18 protein-coding genes are annotated in these 23,203 nt (G+C 62.2%); 9 read left to right on the top strand and 9 right to left on the bottom strand.

Going from position 1 to position 23,203, the window contains the following annotated elements; translation table 11 throughout:
• Positions 1–31: 31 nt before the first annotated feature.
• Positions 32–2,245, bottom strand: coding sequence for an LTA synthase family protein (locus PSH86_RS30335; protein WP_305486934.1), 2,214 nt, complete (start codon positions 2,243–2,245; stop codon positions 32–34).
• Between the two features lie 346 nt (positions 2,246–2,591).
• Between PSH86_RS30335 and PSH86_RS30330 the strand changes: the two genes are divergently transcribed.
• Positions 2,592–3,494, top strand: coding sequence for a LysR family transcriptional regulator (locus PSH86_RS30330; protein WP_109752813.1), 903 nt, complete (start codon positions 2,592–2,594; stop codon positions 3,492–3,494).
• Between the two features lie 125 nt (positions 3,495–3,619).
• Positions 3,620–4,246 (top strand): glutathione S-transferase family protein, encoded by a 627-nt coding sequence (locus PSH86_RS30325; protein WP_163856045.1) that lies wholly within the window; start codon positions 3,620–3,622, stop codon positions 4,244–4,246.
• Between the two features lie 195 nt (positions 4,247–4,441).
• On the opposite strand, the gene PSH86_RS30320 is transcribed toward PSH86_RS30325, so the two are convergent.
• From PSH86_RS30320 to PSH86_RS30285, 8 genes are read right to left on the bottom strand one after another with little or no spacing between them, the layout of a single operon-like run.
• Complete coding sequence (locus PSH86_RS30320; RefSeq protein ID WP_109752811.1) at positions 4,442–5,572, bottom strand: glycosyltransferase family 4 protein; 1,131 nt, start codon at positions 5,570–5,572, stop codon at positions 4,442–4,444.
• Positions 5,573–6,703, bottom strand: coding sequence for a glycosyltransferase family 1 protein (locus tag PSH86_RS30315; protein ID WP_305486930.1), 1,131 nt, complete (start codon positions 6,701–6,703; stop codon positions 5,573–5,575).
• On the bottom strand, positions 6,694–8,061 hold the full coding sequence (locus tag PSH86_RS30310; RefSeq protein WP_305486927.1) for a glycosyltransferase family 1 protein: 1,368 nt from the start codon (positions 8,059–8,061) through the stop codon (positions 6,694–6,696). The genes PSH86_RS30315 and PSH86_RS30310 overlap by 10 nt, the downstream gene beginning before the upstream one ends.
• A complete protein-coding gene (locus tag PSH86_RS30305) occupies positions 8,058–9,323 on the bottom strand; it encodes an ABC transporter ATP-binding protein (protein ID WP_109752808.1) in 1,266 nt (421 codons plus the stop codon). The genes PSH86_RS30310 and PSH86_RS30305 overlap by 4 nt, the downstream gene beginning before the upstream one ends.
• Positions 9,323–10,120 (bottom strand): ABC transporter permease, encoded by a 798-nt coding sequence (locus PSH86_RS30300; RefSeq protein ID WP_109752807.1) that lies wholly within the window; start codon positions 10,118–10,120, stop codon positions 9,323–9,325. Before PSH86_RS30300 ends, PSH86_RS30305 begins: the two co-directional genes overlap by 1 nt.
• Positions 10,120–11,562 carry a mannose-1-phosphate guanylyltransferase/mannose-6-phosphate isomerase gene (locus PSH86_RS30295; RefSeq protein ID WP_305486922.1) on the bottom strand — a complete coding sequence of 481 codons (1,443 nt, stop codon included), beginning with the start codon at positions 11,560–11,562 and terminating at the stop codon, positions 10,120–10,122. The genes PSH86_RS30300 and PSH86_RS30295 overlap by 1 nt, the downstream gene beginning before the upstream one ends.
• Positions 11,563–11,565: 3 nt before the next feature.
• Positions 11,566–12,534, bottom strand: a complete 969-nt coding sequence (gmd, locus tag PSH86_RS30290; protein ID WP_109752805.1) for a GDP-mannose 4,6-dehydratase — start codon at positions 12,532–12,534, stop codon at positions 11,566–11,568.
• Complete coding sequence (locus PSH86_RS30285) at positions 12,531–13,445, bottom strand: GDP-mannose 4,6-dehydratase (RefSeq protein WP_305486918.1); 915 nt, start codon at positions 13,443–13,445, stop codon at positions 12,531–12,533. The genes gmd and PSH86_RS30285 overlap by 4 nt, the downstream gene beginning before the upstream one ends.
• A gap of 426 nt (positions 13,446–13,871) precedes the next feature.
• Between PSH86_RS30285 and PSH86_RS30280 the strand changes: the two genes are divergently transcribed.
• The 7 genes from PSH86_RS30280 to PSH86_RS30250 all read left to right on the top strand — a co-directional run bounded on the left by PSH86_RS30280 (position 13,872) and on the right by PSH86_RS30250 (position 23,112).
• Positions 13,872–15,482: a glycosyltransferase gene (locus PSH86_RS30280; protein ID WP_305486915.1), complete on the top strand. Its 1,611-nt coding sequence runs from the start codon at positions 13,872–13,874 to the stop codon at positions 15,480–15,482.
• On the top strand, positions 15,476–16,768 hold the full coding sequence (locus tag PSH86_RS30275) for a glycosyltransferase (protein ID WP_305486914.1): 1,293 nt from the start codon (positions 15,476–15,478) through the stop codon (positions 16,766–16,768). The genes PSH86_RS30280 and PSH86_RS30275 overlap by 7 nt, the downstream gene beginning before the upstream one ends.
• Entirely contained in the window at positions 16,765–17,637 is an 873-nt protein-coding gene (locus tag PSH86_RS30270; RefSeq protein WP_305486912.1) for a bifunctional 2-polyprenyl-6-hydroxyphenol methylase/3-demethylubiquinol 3-O-methyltransferase UbiG, read from the top strand. The genes PSH86_RS30275 and PSH86_RS30270 overlap by 4 nt, the downstream gene beginning before the upstream one ends.
• On the top strand, positions 17,634–18,788 hold the full coding sequence (locus PSH86_RS30265; RefSeq protein ID WP_116833787.1) for an acyltransferase: 1,155 nt from the start codon (positions 17,634–17,636) through the stop codon (positions 18,786–18,788). The genes PSH86_RS30270 and PSH86_RS30265 overlap by 4 nt, the downstream gene beginning before the upstream one ends.
• On the top strand, positions 18,782–19,606 hold the full coding sequence (locus PSH86_RS30260) for a class I SAM-dependent methyltransferase (RefSeq protein ID WP_232201314.1): 825 nt from the start codon (positions 18,782–18,784) through the stop codon (positions 19,604–19,606). The genes PSH86_RS30265 and PSH86_RS30260 overlap by 7 nt, the downstream gene beginning before the upstream one ends.
• Positions 19,607–19,781: 175 nt before the next feature.
• Complete coding sequence (locus PSH86_RS30255; protein WP_305486908.1) at positions 19,782–20,975, top strand: DUF3142 domain-containing protein; 1,194 nt, start codon at positions 19,782–19,784, stop codon at positions 20,973–20,975.
• Positions 20,962–23,112: a hypothetical protein gene (locus tag PSH86_RS30250; protein WP_305486905.1), complete on the top strand. Its 2,151-nt coding sequence runs from the start codon at positions 20,962–20,964 to the stop codon at positions 23,110–23,112. The genes PSH86_RS30255 and PSH86_RS30250 overlap by 14 nt, the downstream gene beginning before the upstream one ends.
• The last annotated feature ends 91 nt before the right edge of the window (positions 23,113–23,203 follow it).

The following is a 23,203-nucleotide window of genomic DNA, read 5'->3' as shown; positions in this document are numbered from 1 at the left end:
AGCCGTGTTCAAGGGCTGCGCGTTTTTTTGTTCAGCTGGATTGGGCCTCGCTGTCTTCCTGCATATCGTCCAGGTATTGCGGCTGGCCCGTCTGCTCCGGCAGTTCGGTCACGACGCTGAAGTCGCTGATTTCGATGGCGCCGACGCCATGACCGAGCAAATGAAAGGAAAACGCCTTGCGCTGCTGCGGGTTGTCGAAACTGATGTTCATCACCAGCGGCTGGTCGGGTGTCACCGCGACGTCGGTGGGCAGGTCCATCAGCACTTCCTTCTCGAACTCCTTGGCCTTGAGGGAGATGTAGGCGGCATGGTCAGCCTCCACGGTGCGGATGGTCAGGCTGACGCGGGTCTGTGAACCCTTGGGCATTTCCAGGTATTGGGCGCCGATCAGGTTGTCGGTCCAATCGTTGGTGACCTGGGCCGGCAGCGGGATTTTATCCGTGCTGCCGAATTGATAATGCTGGTTCAAGGGTGTGCGCATCAGGGTCTGGCCCAAGGCCATGGCCTGGGCTCCAATCAGCCTGGCGCGCTGGCCGCTGTATTGCCCGCCGTAGGTGGCGCGGTCGGCGATGAAGCCTTCGCTGGTGTAGTAACGGCAATGCTGGAGGAAGTCGCACTCGGTAAACGTGCCCTTGCCGTCGTGATAGCGCAGCTTGCCGTTGGTGAACGACATGATCTCCCGGCCCGTCGGGTAGTCCCTGAACAGCGAGCGGCCGGACAACGACGTGGGCACCGCAAAGCCGAAGTAATCGAGGATCGAGGCGGTCAGGTCGACGTGGCCGTAGGTCCCTGACTTGATCCGGGGCAACGGTTCCGGGGCCAGGGTCAGGTTGAATCCCCAGGACGACGCCAGGCGTACGTCGTCGATGCCGTGGGATTCGTCCGAGGTGATGACCACCAGGGTGTTCTCCAGGATGCCTTGGCGTTCCAGGCCCGCCAGGAAGCTCGCCAGTGCGTCATCCAGATAACCCACCGCCGCCTGCTTGGCGGTGTCGTAGCGTTGCAGGTATTCATCCGGCGCCGAGTAGGGCTGGTGCGTGCCCACGGTCAGCAGGGTCAGCATCCAGGGCTTGTCCGTTTGTTGCAGTTGCCCGACGTAGTCCAGCGCGCCTTCGAAGAAGGTCCTGTCGTCCTTGCCCCACGGGAATTCCAGGTAGGCGGGACGAGTGAACCACTCCATGCCCAGGGTCGTGTCGAAGCCGATGTGCGGCATGATCCGATCCTTGGCCATGAACCGCAGGCCCGCGCCCTGGAGGAAATGCGTGGAAAAGCCGTTCTGGCGCAACTGGGCCGGTAGACAGGCCTGGTTGCGCTGGGTCTGGTTGAGCATTTCGACGCCTTTGGGCGTACCGTCGTCGAGTTTGTCGTAGTCGCCACACAGCATCGCGTACAAGCCACGAATGGTCTGATGGCTGTGCAGGACGTAATCGGGGGTGTTCATGCCGCGCTCGGCCCAGGCACTGAGGTGCGGCATCAGGTTCTCCTGATAGCTGCTTTTCAGGGCCTGACGGTTGGCGCTGACGTAGGCCCCGGGAATGCCCTCCAGGGCGATGACCAGGACGTTGCGTGCACGCCCCGGTTCGGCCAGCAACCTGTTGCCATCGAGGTCCAGGCGGGTCAGCCCTGCCATGGCCGGGGCTGGGTCCACTGTATCGCCGTCGAGCCATTGCCGGGCTTGATCCTGCCCGGCGGCGATACCCGCCGTGACGAGTTGGTGAGGCAGGTTGAACACATTCCATTGGTCCGCCTCGCTGGGGTGCCAGGACTGCAACGCGCCGTGGCCCATCAGAAGCAAAACGGGCACGGCCCAGGCGTGGCGAGGCAAGCGTGGCGCCTGGCGTGGGCGGTGGGTCCATTGGATCGCCAGCCAGAACGCCAGCGCGGCCAACTGGAGCGCGGCCAGCCACGGATGAGCGAAGCCGCCGCTGGTGGAATTTTCAACGAACTGCGGGTCGGTCAGATAATGAATGTCCGAAGGATTGGGCATTCGCCCGACCGCGCTGACCAACTCGATGCTGGCCAGGGTCAACGCACTCCAGGCCAGCAATACCGGCAATGCCAGCCACCAGGGGCGACGGTAAAGCAACGCGATCAGTAGCCCACCGATGCCCAGGTCCGACAGATAACCCAGCGGGTCGGACCAGCCCAGGGCCAGGCGCAGGCCCATGGGGACGAGTAATACGCAGCCAATCAGGGCGATGAGGGAGGCGAGGGGATGGGTTAAGTGGCGGTAAAAAACTTTCACAGCAGGTCTTCCAGTTGAAGCCAATCCATTAAACAGCACGCGATGACCCTGTGGGAGCGAGCCTGCTCGCGATAGCGTTGTGTCAGTCGATAAGAATTTGTGCTGATCGACGCTATCGCGAGCAGGCTCGCTCCCACAAAGGGGGTTCACCCACAGGGTGGTCTTACAGTCATTAAACTGTCACAAAAATGGATGGTACCAAGCACAGTCGCCAGCGGTCGGGCCAATGTCCCAGTGTCCGGCGGCGTTACGCTGTGGTTCACTGGCCCAGGTCTCTACAATGGCCGTGTAGCGCGGCTTCGGGCCGGGTAAAAAACTTGTATCAGGATTTCTCATCGGGGGATGGATGGACAGGTTCCAGGAAATGCAGGTTTTCCTTGCCGTGGCCCAGGAATCGGGGTTTTCGGCGGCGGCGCGGCGCCTGGGGCTGTCGGCGGCCAGCGTCACGCGGGCGGTGGCGGCGTTGGAGCAACGCATCGGCACGCCCTTGCTGGTGCGCACCACGCGCAATGTGTACCTGAGCGAAGCTGGCCAGCGTTTTCTCGAGGACTGTCGCCGGATCTTGAGCGATTTGCAGGAAGCCGAGGATTCGGCGGCCGGTAGCCACGTCCAGCCCCGTGGGCAGTTGACGATTACCGCTCCGGTGCTGTTCGGTCAGTCGTTCGTCACGCCGTTACTGGTGGATTACCTGCAGCGGTTTCCCGAGGTCTGCATCAATGCCTTGCTATTGGACCGCACGGTCAGCCTGGCCGAGGAGGGCATCGACGTTGCCCTGCGTATTGGCGAGCTGCCGGATAGCAACCTGCACGCCGTGCGTGTCGGTGAAGTGCGGCGGGTGGTGTGCGGCTCCCCTGATTTCTTCGCGCGCCATGGGCGGCCCCGGCATCCGGATGACTTGGAACGAATGCCCGTGGTGGCGTCATCGGCCATTGGCCAGGTCAAAAGCTGGACCTTCGTCGACTCCGGCCAACCGTTGGCCGTCCGGCCCGTGCCTAGGCTGGTGGTGACGGCCAACCAGGCCGCGATCACCGCCGCCTGCCAGGGACTGGGGATGACGCGAGTGCTGTCTTATCAGGTGGCGGGCAACGTGGCCGCTGGTGAACTGGAAATCGTCCTGGCCGATTTCGAATTGCCGCCTCTGCCGATCCATGTGGTGTACCAGGGCGGACGCAATGCGCCCGCGCGGGTCCGTAGCTTTGTCGACTTCGTCGTCAGTGCGTTGCGCGAACATCCGGCTTTGAATGGCTGAAGCATTATTTCTTTGGGCGAAACAATGGATTGCGTTTCTGGGTGATTCTCTTGTTTTTGCCTGGAGCGGAAGATGACTCCATCGACGCCGTTGTGCTGATGGCGTCACTTGCAGCGGAGTCGACCATGAACCCTATCAAGCACTATCACTTCCCGCTTTCCGGCCATTCCCATCGCGTTCAACTGATGCTTTCGTTGCTCGGGCTACCTGTCGAGGAGATCTTCGTCGACTTGGCCAAAGGGGCGCACAAACAGGCGGATTTCCTGGCGCTCAATGCGTTTGGCCAGGTCCCGGTCATTGACGATGACGGTGTGGTATTGGCGGATTCCAATGCGATCCTGGTGTACCTGGCGCTCAAATATGGCGAGGGCCGTTGGTTGCCGAGCGATCCAATCGGCGCCGCCCGGGTGCAGCGCTGGTTGTCGGCGGCGGCCGGGCCGATTCATGCGGGGCCGGCCACGGCGCGGCTGATCACGGTGTTTGGCGCGCCCTACAACGCCGAGGACGTGATTGCCCGTTCCCACAACGTGCTGAAAGTCATTGATCAGGAATTGAGCAGCCGCGCTTATCTGGCGGGTGATACGGTGACCATCGCGGACATCGCCGGCTACAGCTACATCGCCCATGCACCGGAAGGTAATGTGTCGTTGGAGGACTATGCCAATGTACGGGCCTGGCTGGCGCGGATCGAAGCCTTGCCCGGGTTCGTGGGCATGCCGCGTACGATTGCCGGGTTGCAAAAGCAGGCCTGAGCATTTGAATGGGGGGCTGTGTGGCGAGGGAGCTTGCTCCCGCTGGGTTGCGAAGCAACCCCCTGAAAAGGGCGCGCGGTGTGCCTGGCATGGCTGCGGTGTCGGCTTTGGGGCTGCTGCGCAGCCCAGCGGGAGCAAGCTCCCTCGCCACAGGGTGAGCTATGTCCCGGTACAAACACGGAACCAGTTGGGGGATCAGGCGTAGGAAAGCGCCTTTTCCTCCAGCAGTTCCTCGTACAGTCGCACCCACTTGTGGCCCATCTCCTCGGAAGTGAACAACTGCCGGTAACGGGCTTCGGCCCTGGCGCCCATTGCCTGTGCCTGTGCCGGGTTTTCCCACAGGGTGCGCATCGCTTCGCGGAACGCCTCGGGATCGCTCGGTGGCACCACCAGGCCGGTTTCGTCGTGGATATTGATGTAGCTGGTACCGGTGCCGATTTCGCTGGAGATCATCGGCTTGCCGAACATCGCGCCTTCGAGCAGGGAGATACCAAAGGCTTCGGAGCGCAGGTGCGAAGGAAACACGATGGCATAACTCAATTCCAGCAGCGCGACCTTGTCTTCGTCCCCCAGGCGTCCGAGGAAATGCAGGTTGCGCAGGCCCAAGGCTTTCGCCTGGGCGTGCAGTTGTTTTTCCAGGGGACCGGCGCCCACGATGACCACGGGGTACTCCACGCCTTTGAGGGCGTCGAGCAGAATGTGCAGGCCTTTGTAGTAACGCATCACCCCCACGAACAAAAAGAACCGCTCCCCTAGTTTTGCCTTCCATTCCGCCATGCGCTCGGGGTCAGGCTGTGGATAACTCGCCTTGTTCAGGCCGTAGGTGATGATCCGGGTCTTGGCGCGATATTCCCTGAGCACATCACTGGTGTGCACATAGTTCGGCGACGCCGCGACGATGCGTTCGGCGCCGTCCAGAAAGCGCCGCATCAATGGGCGATAGAGCTTGAGCAGGTGCCGCTGACGAACGATGTCTGAATGGTAGGTCACGACATAGGGTTTTTTCACGGCGCTGCAAAAGTGCACCAGGTCCATGAATGGCCAGGGGAAGTGGTAATTGATCACGTCTGCTTCAGCGGCCAGCTCACGGAATTTCTTGAATACGCTGTAGGAGAAGCCGGTGGACGCCAGTTGGAAGTTCATTCGGGCCTGATGAACGACATGCTGGCGGATCTTGATCGGCTCGGGGGCCGGCTGGCCGCTCAGGGCCAATACGGTGTTATCGATACCCAACCGGTCAGTGCTGTCGCACAGCTGGAAGATGACCTGTTCTATGCCGCCCATGGAGTCAGGCAAATAGGTTTTGTAAAAGTGCAGGACTCGCATTCAACCTCCCAATACCTGGCGATACGCTTGGGCGGTACCCTTTGCACAGCGTTCCCAGGAAAACAGCGCCGCTTGTTGCAACCCCGCCTCGCGACACGCTTGCCAGTGCGGGTGATCTTCCATCAACCGGCTCATGGCGTCGCGCATGCCTTGCGGATCGTCCGGCTCGCAGTAATTGCCAGCGGGTCCCGCCACCTCGGGCATCGCCGAGTGACGGGTGGTAATCACCGGTGTGCCACTGGCCATGGCTTCAAGCACCGGTAGGCCAAAGCCTTCGTAGTAAGACGGGAAAATCAGTGCCCGTGCTCCCGCCAATAGCTGGGCGACCTGTTCGTCAGGCAGGTAACCCGCCAGGCAAACATGACCGTCAGCCAGGGCGCGTTTCAACTCATCATTGAGCTGTGCCTGTTGCCATCCGCTCATTCCTACGATGAACAGGGGAAAGGTCTGACGCACTGATTCCGGGAGCCCGGCATGGGCGCGCAGGGCCAACGACAGGTTCTTGCGGGGTTCCAGGGTGCCGACACAGAGAAAATAACGGCGGTGCTCCAGGCCATGGGCCTTGAGCACGGCGTCGATCGCTTCCGGTTCGCGTGGGTGGAAACGTGCCGCCACCCCCAGCGGCGCGACCCTCAGGCGCTCGGCAGGCAGGCCAAAATGCTGCTGGGCTTCATCGGCGATGAACTGCGAATCGGTCAGGATCAGTTGCGCCTGTTCCACCGCGCGACCGAGCCGTCGCTCGATTTCCTTCAGGCGTGCCGGCGGTTGTGTTTCGGGGTAGCGCAGGTGCGTGAGGTCATGGAGGGTGATCACCATCGGCCCTTCGAAATCCAACGGCCAGAGGCTGGGTTCGTGATACAGGTCGATGGCCTTTGAACGGCCTTGATCGAAACGTTTCTGCTCCAGCCAGCGCCGTGCCTGATAGGCGCCCGGAACCCGTCGCAGCAAGGGGCTTAGCTTTGAATAACCAGGCTTGGCTGTTTGCGGCAATTGCGGGCTCCAGCCCCAGCCGTGGAACAGTGACAGCTGTACATCCGGTTCCCGGGTCAAGGCAGTCGCCAGCTCGGCTACGTAGTGGCCGATGCCGGTGCGTGGTGCCTGGAGAATGCGCGCGTTGAGGGCTATCCGCATGCTGTTTCCCTGTCGGGGACCACTTCACTGATGTGGCACTCGATCCGCTCCACCAATTGCGCACTGGCCTGGCGCCAGCTCAGCCATTGCCATTGATCCAGGTTACGAGTGGCCGGGAATACTCCGGTACGTTCCATCTCGATGACCAGGTTCGCCAGGCTTTGCGGATCGTCGAGATCGAAATAGGTCATGAACTCGCCGCCGATTTCCCGAAACACCGCGATATCGCTGCCCATTGCCGGCAAGCCGCGCTGCATGGCTTCCACCAGCGGCAGGCCGAAACCTTCCACGTAGGATGGGAACACCAGCGCAGTGGAGTGTCGATAGGCATGTTCCAGGCTTTGGTCCGTCAGGTTGTTGAACATGAACAGGCGGCTGTCGAGTTGTGGATGACGTTGGATACGCTCGATCAGGGTTTCGCATTTCCAGCCGATTTTTCCGACGATGCATAACCGTGCCTGTGAACCGGCGGCCCAGGCCCGCTCGAATGCGTCGATCAGGTAGGCGTGGTTTTTCCGCGGTTCGATGGTGCTGACCATCAGGAACACCGGCTCAGGGCGCTTGAATAGCCGCAGCAAGGTCGGATCGACGGCGTGAGTGGCGTCGATCAGGTCCAGTTCGCTGCCCAGGTGGAAATAGTCGAACCAGCGCTTGCGCACTTCTTGCTCGCCGATGCGCCGGACCATTTCCTGGCGAAGCTGGTCACGAATGGTGGTGGAGATAGCGATATAGCCGTCGGCGGTGCGGGCGATCCAGTCGAACCAATAGTTGAACACCTTGACCAGTCCGGCGTCGCAGAATTGTGGATGGGTCAGGGGAATCAGGTCGTAGATCACCGAGATGATCCCGACGCCATCGCGCTTGAGCTGTTCGGCCAGGGGGAAGAAGCCTGAGTGCCAGGAAGAGTCCAGCAATACCAGTTGATCGCCGGCCCGATGTGCCAGCGGTACGCTGCGCGCCGGCGCTGGCTTGCGCTTGAGGAGGCGATCGAGGATTCGAATGGGCAGGCTCAGGCACCCCAGGGCGAACAGTCGGCAGGCAACGTACAAGAAGCGGCGCGCCCAGATCGACTGGCTGAAGGGTCGCCGCCGTTCGAGGGTCCGCTGCCTGAGCCAGAACAGATTGGCGAACTGTACCAAGCGTGCTCGCAGGCCGGCCAGATCCCACCCATTCGTAGGCAGGGGGGCCAGGCTTTTCACTTCGTACAGCTTGCCCTGCAGCATCGCCACGGGGATGCATTCGCGATCCTGGTCCTTGGCCGGCAATTCGCGAATGACATTGCGCACCACTCGCTGAATGCCGGAGTTGTCATTCGGGTGGTCGTATACATAGGTGCAATCCACCAACAGACGGCTCATGGCAACTCCTTTTGCGGCACCGCTTCGACGGCAGTCTGGCTCGAACGCCGGATGCTGGTTTCGGCCTGGAGCCAGGAACAGCCGACGAAATCCTCCTGGCGATTATTGATGACGTGAAACACCAACCCGTAGTCGCGCCATTCGAAATTACGGTCCAGGTGCGAGTCCAGCCGCGACAGGCTGAGCGCGACGGAGTAATTGCCCTTGCCCAGGCGCATGTCGAAACTGAAGCGGAAGGTGATCTGTTCGCCGGCCTTGAGGTCGGTCACGGCTTTGTCCTGGCGATGGGTGTTGATCCCGTACATGGGTTGGCCAAGTCGGTCCTTGATCAAGAAGCCCAGCACCAGCCGCTCGATGTCCTGGCGGATTTCAACCCGCACTTGCAACACCATGGGCTGGCCGATCTCGGCCACTTCCACCGACTGCCCCTGGCTGTTGAGCAGTTGTACATCGATGATGCCCGCCTCGCCGGTGCCGGAAATGGTGCGCACCTGGCCGTTGGCAAGCATCTCCTGGCGGACCACCTGGCCCTCGCGCTGGGCCAGCATCGCGTTGTAGTAATCCATCACTTCTTCCGGCTTGCCGCGCATGGCCATGCGCCCGTGTTCGAGCAGGATGGCGGTGTCGCAGATCGACTGGATCGCCGAGCGATCGTGAGACACGATCAGCAGCGTGGTGCCGGCCTTGCGGAAGCTGCGGATGCGTTCGAAGCTCTTGTGCTGGAAATAGGCATCGCCCACCGACAGCGCCTCGTCGACGATCAGGATATCCGGGCGCCGGGCGGTGGCGACGCTGAACGCCAGACGCATCTGCATGCCGCTGGAATAGGTGCGCACCGGCTGGTCGATGGCTTCACCGATTTCGGCAAACCCTTCGATCTCGGGCATCAAGGCTTCGATTTCCTCCACCTGCATGCCCAGCAACTGACCGGCCATGAACGCGTTCTGGCGGCCGGTGAAGTCCGGATGAAAGCCCATGCCCAACTCCAGCAACGCGGCGACGCGGCCTTGCAACTGGATGTGGCCGCAGGTCGGTTGGGTGGTGCCGGTGATCATTTTGAGCAAAGTGCTTTTGCCGGCACCGTTGACCCCGACGATGCCGACGGCTTCCCCCGGCTGGATCTCGAAATCCACACCTTGCAGGATCCAGTGCAGTTGATGGCGCGGGCGGGAAAAGGGGATCAGCCATTCGAACAGCCGGCTCCAGCGGTTCGGATACTGCTTGTAGGCTTTGCCCAGGCCGGTGACGCGCAAGTGTCCCATCAGAGTTCATCCACCATTTCACCGCCGCGTCGACGAAACATGCGCAGGCCCAAGGTGCATAACAGCAGGCCGGCCACCAGCAACGGCACCAGCGAGCTCCAGACCGGCCACTGGTTGTAGAGAAACAGGTTCTGGTAGCTCTGCATCAGGGCGGTCATGGGGTTGAAGGCGAGCAGTTGCTGGATCGACGGCGGCAGGATGGTCATCGGGTAAACGATCGGCGTGAGCCAGAACCAGAATTGCAGGCAAATGCCGAACAACTGCCCGACATCGCGGAAAAACACATTGAGAATCCCCAGCAGCATGCCCAGCCCGGCGGCGAACAGCACTTGCAGGGCCAGCAACGGCACCAATGCCAGCAAGGTCATGCCCGGCCAGCGCCCGGTGATCAGCAGGAAACCGAGAAACAGCCCGAGGATGATCGCGAAGTTGATCCCGGCGTTGAACAGTACGATCACCGGCAGGCAGATCCGGGGGAAGCTGATTTTCTTCAGCAGGTTGGCGTTTTCCAGGAACATGCCCTGGCTGCGCGTGGTGATTTCCGCGAACAAACCCCAGGTCAGTAGCCCGGCACAGAGGTAGACGCTGTAGGCCATGCCGTCTTCCACCCCGGGCAGACGGGCACGCATGATGTGGGAAAAAATCACCGTGTAGACGAGGATCATCGACAACGGGTTGAGCACTGTCCACAACGCGCCGAACAACGAATTGCGATAGCGTGCCTGGAACTCGCGCTTGACGCTGCCAAGGACGAAGCCGCGGTAGCTCCACAGTGTGCGTTGCAAGGCCAGCAGCATCAGACGGCCCTGCCATAGTGATCTTCGAAGCGAACGATGTCGTCTTCCCCCAGGTATTCACCGCTCTGGACCTCGATGATGACCAGGTCGATGACACCAGGATTCTCCAGGCGATGCTTGTGGCCGGCGGGGATGAAGGTCGATTCGTTCTTGGCGACCAGGTGCGAGCCCGAGCCGTTGTTGGTGACCTTGGCCATGCCCTCGACCACCACCCAGTGTTCGTTGCGATGGTGGTGCATTTGCAACGACAGCGACGCGCCAGGCTTGACCACGATGCGCTTGATCTTGAAGCGTGGCCCCTCTTCGAGCACGGTATAGCTGCCCCATGGCCGGCTGACCGTGCGGTGCAGGCGATAGGCTTCGTGTTCCTTGTCCTTGAGCTGCCGGGCGACGCGGCGAACATCCTGGGCGCGGTCGGCATGGGCCACCAGCACGGCATCGGCGGTGTCGATGATGATCAGGTTTTCCACGCCCAGGGCGGCCACCAGACGGCCTTCGCTCTGGACGAAGTTGTTCTGGCTGTCGATAAACAGGGCCTCGCCGGTGGCGCGGTTGTTTTGTGCGTCGGCGGGTACCAGGTCGGCGACGGCGCTCCAGGAACCGATATCGCTCCAGTCGAAGGCGGCCGGAATCACCACGACATTGGCGGAGCGCTCCATCAGGGCATAGTCGATGGAGATGTCTGGCATTTCGGTGAAGTGCGCCGCGGATAATTCCTGCTGCACACAACCTGAGGTTTCCACCGCGGTACTGGCCGTGACACAGGCGCGCGCCTGTTCCAGCAGCTCGGGGGCGTGGGCTTGCAGCTCCGCCAGCAGGGTCTTGACCGAGAAGCAGAACATTCCCGAGTTCCACAGGAAGCGACCGCTTTCCAGATATTGCGTGGCGGTCTGCAAGTCGGGTTTCTCAACGAAACGCACGACCTTGGCAGCGCCCTTGGTATCCAGGGGCTTGCCTCGTTCGATATAGCCGAAGCCGGTTTCCGGCGCCGAGGGCAGCACGCCGAAGGTCACCAGGTGGCCGTTTTTAGCCAGTTCCACCGCGTGTTCCACGGAGGCCTTGAAGGCGGCCTCGTCCTGGATCAAGTGATCGGCTGGCATGACCACCAGGATCACGTCGTCACCGTGCTGGGCCTGCACCGCGAGGGTGGCCGTGGCAATGGCCGGCGCGGTGTTGCGGCCCGTGGGTTCAAGTACGAAGTGACCGCGATAACGCTCCAGATGGGCGCTTTGATAGTGGTCGCGGCTCTGGAAGTAGTACTCGCGATTGGTGACGGTGACGATGTCGCCGCGGCCATCGAACAACCCCGCGGCGCGCCGATAGGTCTTGCCCAGCAGCGACTGGCCATCGGGCAAGATCATGAAGGGCTTGGGATGACCCTCGCGGGACACCGGCCACAATCTCGTCCCGGCACCGCCGGAGAGAATCACGGGAATGAGCATGGCCTACTCCTTGGCGACGCGTTTCATGTCCGCATCCATCATCATGCGGATCAGGGTGTCGAGGTCGGTCCGGGGTTTCCAGCCCAGGACGCGTTGTGCCTTGGCCGGGTTGCCGAGCAACACCTCGACTTCGGCCGGGCGGAAAAACGCCGGGTCGATCTTGACGAAGTCACGGTAGTCGAGGCCCACGTGGTCGAAGGCAATCCTGCACATCTCGCGCACGGTGGTGGTGACGCCGGTGGCTACCACGTAATCGTCGGGCTTGTCTTGTTGCAGCATCAGCCACATGGCCTCGACGTAATCGCCGGCAAAGCCCCAGTCGCGCTTGGCGTCGATATTGCCCAGGCGCAATTCCTGCTGTTTGCCCTGCTTGATGCGCGCAGCGGCGTCGGTGACTTTGCGGGTCACGAACTCGATGCCGCGCAGCGGTGATTCGTGGTTGAACAGGATCCCGCTGCTGGCATGCAGGCCGAAGCTTTCCCGGTAGTTGACGGTGATCCAGTGGCCATACAGTTTCGCCACGCCATAGGGGCTGCGCGGGTAAAACGGGGTGTGTTCGTCCTGTTGCTCGGCCTGGATCAGGCCGAACATTTCGCTGGTGGAGGCTTGGTAGAAACGGGTATGCACACTGAACTGGCGAATGGCTTCGAGCAGGTGGGTGACCCCCAGCCCGTCGACGATTCCGGTGGTCACCGGCTGGTCCCAGGAGGCCGCGACGAAACTTTGCGCCGCCAGGTTATACACCTCGTCTGGCGCTGACTTGATCACGGCCCGTTGTACCGAGCAGGCATCGGCCATGTCACCGTCCAGGTAAACGATGTCCTGTTCGATGCCCATCTCTCGCAGCCGCCAGCGCGAGTCACTGCTTCGTCGCGCCACCAGGCCGTGGACCTTGTAACCCTTGTCGAGCAGCAACTTGGCCAGATACGCGCCGTCCTGGCCGGTGATCCCTGTGATCAATGCACTTTTCATTCTTGTTGTACCCGTATCTCCCAGTCGGACAGGATCGCCCGCAAGGATTGTTGTGTTGTTGTTTCAGGCGTCCATCCGGTGGCCTGTCGTAGCTTGGCTGGGCTACCACAGACACGACGCTGTTCTGCGCGACGAAGACGCGCAGGGTCCTGGATCAGTTGCACATCGACCTGGGCGATATCGCCCAGTTGTTCGATCAGGCTGCGAATGCTCTGCTCGCGGCCCGAGCAGATGTTGTAGATCTGCCCCGGGACGCCTTTGTCCAGGAGGGTCAGGTAGGCCGAAATCACATCGCCGACATCGAGGAAGTCGCGTGTCACGTCGATATCGCCCACCTGTAGCCGAGCCGGTTGCAGGCCCAGCTTGATCCGGCTGATTTGCCGGGCGGCGCTGGCAATGACGAAGCTGTCCTTCTGACCGGGACCGATGTGATTGAACGGGCGGGCCACCAGCACCGGCCAGCCTTCGCTCATGCCCCATTGCAGGCTCAGCAGTTCGGCCGACAGCTTGCTTACGGCATACGGGTTGCGTGGGGCGGGCGGTTGCAGTTCGGTGATTGGCAGTTGCTCTTCGCTGACCTGGCCATAGACATCACCGGAGCTGACATACAGGAACGTTCCGGTGAAACCCCGGGCCTTGAGGGCCTGGAGCAGGTTCAAGGTGCCCAGTAGGTTGATGTGCAGGGTGCGCGCCGGATCGCGGAAGGCTTCCGGGACAAATGTCTGGCCCGCCAGGTGGATCACGGCGTCGGGAACCTCGGGCCAGAGGCCTTCCAGGGTCTTGGCATCCGTCAGGTCGTAGCGGGCAGCGACAGGCATGACCTGCCACGCCGAATCATGACCGTTCAGTCGAGATTTGATGTGACGTCCCACGAAACCGCTGAGGCCCGTAACGAACAGACGTTTTTTCAAGCACCAGCTCCCTTGACGGTTGCTTCGTCTATTGCGAACTGAGTGGGAAATTTCCGTAAGATCGGGGAAAAATCACTCAACGTTCAGCCTAGAGAAGCATTTGTTGTAGTTGTTTGGTTGCCAATCTGTGCCAATTTTGTCGCAATTTCAACAGGGCAAACCGTGACCGGTCAGTTCTCATATTTATAGACGGTTTATTCTCGCCAAGCGGTTCACGAACCCTTGGCGGATGTGTTTAGAATGCCCCTCGTCACGCTGCCCCTGGCGCCGATCTTCGGATCGCCCCCCGGGGGCCTGACCACAAAAAAACAAGAACGAGACGGGTAGCAAGACGAACGACGAGCGGCGGCCTCCGGACCGGTTCGATGCGTGACTCGACCGTCATGAAGTGGGGCTGCCGGGATGGCGGCGCCATGATGGGATGCCATGAATTTCATTCTTTACTCGGACGTAAACGATCACTCCATCAGCCAGAGCCTCGGTCGCCCTGAGTACAGCTATTACTTCGTGCTCAAGGCCTATCGTCCCGTGCTGGAAAGCCTGGGGCCGGTGCATGTGGTGTCGTCGGTCGCCGAGGTCGATCCGCTTTATCAAACATTGCAGCAGGCTGGGCAGGACTGCTTGTTCCTGTCGTTTTCCCCTCCGCACAAGACGCCGCTCGACCTGCTTTGCCCGATGGTCTGCGTGGTGGCCTGGGAGTTCGATTCGATCCCGGCCGAGCACTGGGACGACGACCTGCGGCATGACTGGAGCCGCATGCTGGCTCGTCATGGCCGGGTAATTACCCTGTCCAGCCACACAGCCGAGGCGATCCGTCGGACCTTGGGCGAGGATTTCCCGGTACTGGTATTGCCCACGCCGCTGTGGGAGCGTTTCGCGGCGGTTCGTGAGCAACACCCGAGCTTGCCGATCAACCCGGGAACGACCTTGCAGATCAAGGGCTGCATCATCGACAGCCGGCCGCTCGGGCTGTCGGCTGACGGCTTGATCGCGCCAATCATCGAAGAGACGCCTGAGCCAGAACCGGAACCAGAACCGATCATCGAGCCGCCGCCCCTGACTTGGCGGCGGCGGGCATTCGTTTCCCGCCATTACCTGCGTGAAGTCATCCGTGCTTTTACCGGCAAGACCGAGCAGGGCCCCGTGTGGCTGTTCAAGCACAACCTGTTGTGCTGGTATCGCGAGGCGGTCCGCGACCTGATACCGGTGCCGGTACGCGTTGCGATCAGCAGGATCCTGAGAGGGCCGGCCCCGCCGCCGGTGTTCGTCGAGGAGCCCACTCCCGAGCCCGCGCCACCGGAACATCCCCAGGCCATCCTGCCGGACACCAGCCAGGTGGTGGAGACCGACGTCAGCGGGGTGGTGTACGTCAGCGTGTTCAACCCCGATGACGGTCGCAAGAACTGGCATCACTTGATCACCGCCTTTTGTTGGGCCCTGCGCGACGTCGAGGACGCCACGCTGGTGCTGAAAATGACCCAGAACGACCTGTCGACCTACTACGTCGAGCTGCTGACGCTGCTGTCCCAACTGTCGCCGTTCAGTTGCCGGGTGGTGGTGATGCACGGTTACCTGGAAGACGAACAATTCGCGCGGCTGTATGGCGCCGCGAGTTTCTACGTCAATGCGTCCCGCTGCGAAGGCCTGTGCCTGCCGTTGATGGAGTTCATGTCCTGCGCCCGCCCGGTCATCGCACCGGACCACACGGCGATGCGCGATTACATCGACGCCGAGGTGGCCTTCATCGTCAAGTCCAGCCGCGAGCCGACCATCTGGCCGGAAGACTCGCGCATCTTGTATCGCACCCTGCGCCATCGGCCTGACTGGGGTTCATTGAAGCTCGCCTACCAGCAGAGCTACGCCATGGCCAAGCGCCAACCGCAGGCCTATCAGGCCATGGCGGTTGCCGCGAACGAGCGGATGCGTCGCTATTGTGCGTTCACCCCGGTACAGCAGCGCCTGGCGGATTTCCTGGCTGCGCCGGGCTGTGACGAAAGGTTGCCGCTGGTGGTCCAGGCAGGTACCGCCTCATGCTGATCATCATTTATTCGGAAACCAACCAGAGCAACATCCTGGAAAACCTCGGCAAGCCCGAGTACAGCTATTACTTCGTGCTCAAGGAGTTTCGCCCGGTGCTGGAGCGGTTCGGGCGGGTCGTCGAAGTGACTCGGCCTGACGAAGAGGTCGATCAGCTGTACGCCGATTGCCTGGGGCGGGGCGAGGATTGCGTATTCCTGTCGTTTTCACCTCCTCATCGCACCGCCGCCCACTACGCCTGCCCGACGATTCCAGTGTTCGCCTGGGAGTTCAGCACCATTCCCACCGAAAGCTGGCAGGGCGAGCCCCGGCACGATTGGCGGGTGGTTTTGGGCGCAACCGGCATGGCGATTACCCATTCCAGTTTCACCGTCACGTCCGTTCGTAAGGTGATGGGCGTGGACTTCCCCATCGCCGCCATCGCGGCGCCGGTATGGGACCGCTTTGCCGCTCGCGGCGCGATGCTGGCCCAGCGGCCGACGGTGGATCACATGCGCCTGCAATTGCGTGGCCTGTTGATCGACAGCCGCACCACGGATCTGCGGCCTTATGGCCCGCCGGCGCACCAGGCCGGTACGCCGTTGGTGCTGGACGGTCCGGCCCAGGATTGCGAGTTGCTCCTGGACGGCGTGATCTATACCTCGGTGTTCAACCCTTACGATGGGCGCAAGAACTGGAAGGACATGATCAGCGCGTTTTGCACGACGTTCCGCGACGTTGCCGACGCAACCCTGGTGCTCAAGCTGACGCATCACGACGTCACAGCCGCGCTCGCCGACATGCTCCATCACGTCTACAAGAACCAGTCGTACCGCTGCCGCATCGTGCTGATACATGGCTACCTGGCGGATGCGGACTACGAGCGGCTGGTGGAAGCCACCCGGTATGTGGTCAACAGTTCCTATGGCGAAGGACAGTGCTTGCCGTTGATGGAGTTCATGTCTTGCGGCCGTCCGGCGATCGCGCCGCTGAACACGGCCATGGCCGACTACATCGACCACGATAACGCCTTCGTGGTGGATTCCACCGAGGAACTGACTGCCTGGCCCCACGACCCGCGTGCGGCGTACCGGACCCTGCGTTATGTCACCGATTGGGACTCGCTGTGTTCGGCCTACCGCGCCAGTTATGACGTGGCCAAAAACGACCCCGAGCGTTATCGCCGCATGTCGGCCCACGCCGTGCGCAGCCTGGAGAGGTTCTGCAGCCAGGCCAACGCCGAGCAGCGTTTGCGGGCGTTTTTCGAAGACCTGACTGAGCGGCACCGGAACGCGCAGCAGCCATGATCCGGCGATGGCTGGCCGGGTTCAGACCCGCGGTGGAGCCTTCACCACCGCCGGCGGTGGCCGTTTCGCCCCGGGATGTTGGCCTCTACGACGCGATGCTTGATGGCTGGTTTCGCAGTGAAACCGGCGAATTGCTCAAGGGTTTTGCCATCACGGCCGCCGATACCTTGCTGGATGTCGGTTGCGGCGAAGGTGTGGCGACGCTGTTTGCGATGCGCCAGGGCGCGTCCGTGATCTTTACCGACAGCGAACAGGACAAGGTGCGTGACCTGGCCCGCCAGGTCGAGACCCAGGCCGTCGCGCCGTTCCTGGGCCTGGTCAGTAACAGCCTGCCGCTGCCCTTGGCCGATGGCTGCGCGAACAAGATCGTCTGCATGGAGGTGCTCGAGCATATCCATGAGCCAGAGCCGTTCATGGCCGAACTGGTGCGCATGGGCCGGCCAGGGGCGCAGTATTTGCTCAGCGTGCCGGCATCGGTGGGCGAACATTTGCAGCAAGGCATCGCACCGCCGGGCTACTTTCGAGCGCCCAACCATGTGCAGATTTTCAGCGCCGAACGATTCGCTGCGCTGGTGGAGGAGGCCGGGCTGGTGATCGAGCATCGCCAGGCCAGCGGATTTTTCTGGGTCATGGGCATGATTTTCTTCTGGGCCAGCGAACAGGCGGCTGACCGGGACCTCGAGGGTGCCGTGCGCGACCGTATCCAGGCACCGTATCCCGCGTTGATGGAGCGCTGGGCGAGCCTCTGGCAGGGCTTGTTGGCGCAGCCCGACGGCCTGGCGATCAAGCAGGTGCTGGACCGGTTCATGCCCAAGAGCCAGGTCATCATCGCGCGTAAACCCGATCCTTTCTCCGGGAGTACTTCATGAGCAGCAAGCGGATCATGGACATCGAGTTGCTGCGCGCCGTCGCGGTGATCGGCGTGTTGTTCCATCACCTGCAAGGCATGCCGTTTCCTGGTGGATGGCCGCGTCTGGCAGCCCTGGCCGAGAGTTTCCAGCTGTGGTGGGGCGTGGATCTGTTCTTCGCGATATCCGGGTTCGTCATCGGTCGCAGCCTGATCCCGCAATTGCGTCGCTGCGACAGCCCTCGGCAATTCTGGGCCGTCACCCGGGAGTTCTGGATTCGCCGGGCGTTTCGCCTGTTGCCATCGGCCTGGCTCTGGTTGCTGCTGGTGCTGTTGGCGGTGTTCTTCCTGAATCGATCCGGCGCGTTTGGCAGCGTGCAGGCCAACCTGCAGGCGACCCTGGCCGGTTTCCTGCAATTCGCCAACCTGCGTTTTGCCGATGCGTTCATGCGGTATGAATACGGCGCGAGCTTCGTGTACTGGACGCTGTCGTTGGAAGAGCAGTTCTATTTGATCCTGCCGCTGCTGGTGTTCGTCTCGCGCCGCTATCTGGTGTGGGTGCTGCTGGCTGTGGTGCTGGTGCAGTTTTTCACCTGGCGGGCGCTGTGGTTGTCGGTGATTCGTACCGATGCCTTGGCGTTGGGGGTGTTGTTGTCGATCTGGAGCCTGCGGTCCAGCTATTGGCGCTTCGAGCCCACATGGTTGCGCCGCCCGCCCTTGGGGGTGTTGTTGGTACTGGCCCTGGGCAGCGTGATGGCCTGGATCGCGACCGAGCACTTCAATTTGTCGTTCTACCGGCTCGGGGTCATTGCTGTGCTCAGCGCCGTGCTGGTCTGGGTGGCCTCTTACGATCGGGATTACCTGTTGCCCCGCAGCCGATTGAAAACCGCGCTGACCTGGGTGGGCAGTCGTTCCTATGGGATCTACCTGATCCACATCCCGGTATTTTTCCTGCTGCGCGAGTTGTGGTTTCGTTTCGCGCCCTTGGGTTCGCCGGACCCGGCCAGCCATCCCTGGCTGGCCCTGGCTTGCGCCCTGTCGCTGATCGGGCTGTTGAGCGAACTCAACTACCGCTGGGTCGAAATGCCCATGCGCAATCGTGGCGCCCAACTGGTTGAACGCCTGTCCGCCGCCCGAACTGTCCTTCCTGTCTCTGGAGCCCCGTCATGCTGAGCCTTTTGAAGAAACTCACCACGGGCACGCCCGCGCCTGCCGAGCCGGTGGCCGACAAGGTCGATCCGTACATGCTCGGGCTGCACGATGCGATGCTCAGCGGCTGGTTCAACCAGCAAACCGGCGAACTGTTCACCGGTTTCCCGGTGACGCCTGAAGACACGCTGCTGGACGTGGGCTGCGGCGATGGCGGCAACGTGCATTTTTGTGGGATGCGCGGGGCGAAGATCATCATCGCCGACATCGATGCGGCCAAGGTCGAAGCCACTCGCCAGCGCTTGAGCGACACACCTGCACGCGAAGTCGAGTGTCATGTGACCGACTGCAACCCGCTGCCGATTGCCGACGCCACGGCCACCCGGGTGGTGTCCACCGAAGTCATCGAGCATGTCGACGACCCGGCGCAGTTCCTCGCTGAACTGGTACGGGTCGGCCAGCCCGGCGCGCTGTACCTGCTGAGCGTGCCGCACCCCAGTTCCGAAGACCTGCAAAAAGACATCGCCGCGCCGGAGTATTTCCGCAAGCCCAACCACATCCGCATCATCAGCGAAGAGCAGTTCAAGGCGATGGTCAGCGACGCTGGACTGGAGGTGTTGAGCCACAGCCAATACGGTTTCTACTGGTCGATGTGGATGCTGTTGTTCTGGGAGGCCAAGGTGGATTTCAGCAACGCCGACCACCCGTTGCTCAATCATTGGGCCGACACCTGGCAAGCCGTGCTGAACTCGCCCCGTGGCGCGCAGATCAAGCAGGCGTTGGACGCGGTGGTGGCCAAGAGTCAGGTGATTATTGCGCGTAAGCCTGGTGGCCTTTCATAACACTCATTGTGGCAAGGGCGCTTACTGTGGCGAGGGAGCTTGCTCCCGCTGGGTTGCGAAGCGACCCCTTTTGGTGGGTGCTGCGCACCCAAGCGGGAGCAAGCTCCCTCGCCACAGAGTTTCTCTTCGACGCGGGTGGCGGTAATCTGCCGGGCTTTATGGGTGGTAAGGCTTCATGACGTTTCTTTTCCGGCTCTCCCTGGCCCTCGCCATGTTGCTTTTGGGGGGCTGCGAAAAGCCTCCAACCCCGGCCCTCGATCAACAGGTCTATATCTGGCAACGCCAATGGACGCCTGCCCATGAGTTGGCGCTGCGCCAAAGCCAGGGCGATTTTTCCGCGCTGCGGGTGCTGGCGTTGCAGGCTTTTCCCAGCGCGGGCTGGAGCCGTGCGCGGATCGATCCGGCGCTGCTCAAGGCTGACGGCCGTCCGCTGATCGCCGTGATTCGCCTGGACGGCCAGCTCAAGGCCTTGGATCAGGACGAGGTGATCGCGCAAATCCAGCAAGTGCTGAGTGATTGGCAAGCCCAGGGCTTGGCGCCGATAGGGATAGAGATCGACCACGATGCCGGCAATGCACGGTTGCCGGCCTATGGAAAGTTTCTCGGGCAACTGCGGCAAGTCCTGCCCGCCAATCTGCGGCTAAGCATCACGGCGCTGCCGGCCTGGCTCGACAGTCCAGCATTGCCGGGGCTGTTGGAAGCGGTGGACAGCAGTGTGTTGCAGGTCCACGCGGTGAGCGACCCACGGCAAGGACTGTTCGATCCGAAACAGGCCCGGCACTGGGCGCAACGCTGGGGCAAGGTCACCCAGAGGCCGTTTTATCTGGCCCTGCCGGCCTACGGCGTGGCGCTGCTGACCCAGGAGAGTGGCGTGCCGGTGGTGGAAAGCGAAGTGCCGATCGATCGCGGTGGCGAGCGGCGGGAGCTGCTGGCCGATCCGCAGCAAGTGGCCGGGCTTGCGGCGGATTTGCGGGCTGATCCGCCGCCACATCTCGCCGGGCTGATCTGGTTTCGCCTGCCCTTGGCCGGCGACCGACGGGCGTGGAGCCTGACCACACTCGGTGCCGTCGCCCGGGGCGATCATCTGGACAGTCGCCTGGCATTGCAGTGGGGAGAGCAAGGTGGTTTGTACGATATTCGTCTGGTCAACCAGGGCAATCTCGACAGCCCCTGGCCCCAGCGCCTGACGCTCGCCGTGGGCGCGTGTGACGGCGTCGATGCCTTGGCCGGTTATACGTTGCAACAAACCCCCGGACTGCTTACCTTCACCCGCATTCAGGAAGGCCGCTTGGCTGCCGGCAGCCAACGAGCCATCGGCTGGGCGCGCTGTACGAAAATCGACCAAGGAGGTTTCAATGTTTACCCGTAAGTGGCCTCGTCACCTGCTGTGCCTGAGCCTTTGCCTGCCGCTGGGCCCGGTGCTGGCCTGCGGGCCGGATTTCCCGATGCGCCTGCTGGATAACCGCGCCCAATCGCTGGCCGAATTGCCCGAAGGCAGCTTTCGCTTCGAGGTCAGTCGACTCGGCCAGGCGATTGCCGGGCTCAAGCCAGCCACCGAGGCGACGCGCAACCCGGATTACAGCTATGACGATCAGTCTTCCTACGTTGAACAACGCACCAAGGCCGAGCAGATTGGCCTGACCCCGCCGCAGCAAGCGGTGGTGGAGCGCCTGCGGGCCCTGACCGATGTCGACCAGGTGGCAGCCGAAGCGGCCAACCTGCCCGGTGAGCTGCGTCTGTATGCCATTGGCGCGGCGGCTTTTAACATCGGTGAGCATCAGCGCGCCGTGGAAGCGTTCCAGCAGTTGCTGGCATTACCGGCCGACCAACGTCGGTTGCGTAGCACCTGGGCCGCGTACTCCCTGGGCCGGGCATTGTTCGCCGTGAGCACCGAGGCCGGCAGCGGTGACCCTGTGGTCTTGCAGGACCAGGCGCGAGCTGCGTTTCGCCAGGCCCGGGAAATGAGCATTGCCGGCTTCAGCGATCCGCTGGAGCTGGGCATCGCCAGCCTTGGCGAAGAAGCCCGGGTGGCCTACACCGCTGACGACTGGGACAGTGCCATCGGCCTGTACGCGATCCAGAACCTGCAAGGATCTGCGGTCGGCTACAGCTCGTTGCTGCAATTGGCCGGTGATTTGAGCGTCCAGCCCGATGAGCGCTTGAGCGAATTGCTCAAGACTAAGGCAGTGCAGCGGCTGGTCACCGCCTACTTGCTCAGCCGCGTCGGCTGGTGGGACGGAGAAGAACCCTCGGGCGAGAAAAGGCTCTTCGAACTGTTGCAGGCCAACGCCCGGGACAACCTGGACGACGCCGACCGTTTGGCGGCGGTGAGTTACCAGCACGGCGATTACGCCAGCGCCCAGGCTTTTGTGCAAAAAGCCGCCGACACTGGCCTGGCCTGGTGGGTGCGGGCCAAGCTGGCATTGCGCGATGGCGACAAGGTGGCCGCGGCGGCGGCTTATGCCAAGGCGGCCCAGGCCTTTCCGAACGATGAATCCTGGGGCCCGCGGCGCACAGCGGATTGGAATTTCGAGTCGGTGCAGCCCAAGTGCCGGGTCGAAGGGGAAAGCGCGATCCTGGCCTTGCAGCGGGGTGATTATCTGCAAGCCTTCGATCAGCTCTATCGCGGCCAGAGCAACTATTGGTACGACGCGGCCGCGGTGGCCGAGCGTGTGCTCACGGTGGATGAGCTCAAGCAGTACGTCGACGCCCAAGTCCCGGCGCCACCGGCGTTGAGCCAGGAGGATCGGGACAACTACGTGCCGCTGCCGGTGGCCGCGAGCCTGCGCAATCTGCTGGGCCGTCGCTTGCTGAGGGAAGGGCGCTTCGATGAGGCGCCGGCTTATTTCGATAACGCGGACCTGCAGAACAAGGCCCGTGCCTATGGGCAATTGCGCCAGGATGCCGAGTCCAAATGGTGGCCAACCCGGCGGGCCGAGGCGTATTTCCATGCGTCCCGGATGGCTCGCGAGTGGGGCATGGAACTGCTTGGCTATGAGATGGCGCCGGATTACGCCAGCCTGGGAGGCAACTACAGCCTGGAACCGGTCGAGCTGAGCGTCGGACCGCTGGTGGCCGAAGGCGAAGTGCAACGCCAGCAAGCCAGCGCGGCGCAGCCGGATGTGCGTTATCACTATCGCTTTGTCGCCACGGCGCTGGCCAGCCAGGCTGCGGATCATTTGCCGCATACCAGCCAGGCGTTTGCGGCGGTGCTGTGCAAAGCGGTGGGGTACAACTCCAGCCTTGAAGAGCAAAGCGCGTTGTATCAACGCTATGTGAAGGAAGGTCCGTATGTGGATTGGGCCGGGGATTTCGGTCATCAATGCCAGGAGCCGGACTTCGGCAAAGCGAACAAACGCTACGTGACCCAGGCCCTGGACCCGATTCGTTCGGCGCTGCGACCTTACAAGGTTTGGCTGGAAGTGGGCGGGGCCGTGCTGGTGGTGGCAGTGGCGTTGGGATTGATCAGTCGGCGCCGGCGCAAGGCGCGGATGTCGGCCAGCTAAGCTAACGGCCAGCCGAACACAGCCTGTGGCGAGGGAGCTTGCTCCCGCTGGGTGGCGCAGCCGCCCCAAATGGGCTGACGCGATTTTCAGG

It is taken from the genome of Pseudomonas sp. FP2300 (genome assembly GCF_030687595.1).
Classification (GTDB): domain Bacteria; phylum Pseudomonadota; class Gammaproteobacteria; order Pseudomonadales; family Pseudomonadaceae; genus Aquipseudomonas; species Aquipseudomonas bijieensis.
The sequence above is the reverse complement of the archived record's forward strand: the minus strand, read 5'-3'. Positions and strand labels throughout refer to the sequence as shown.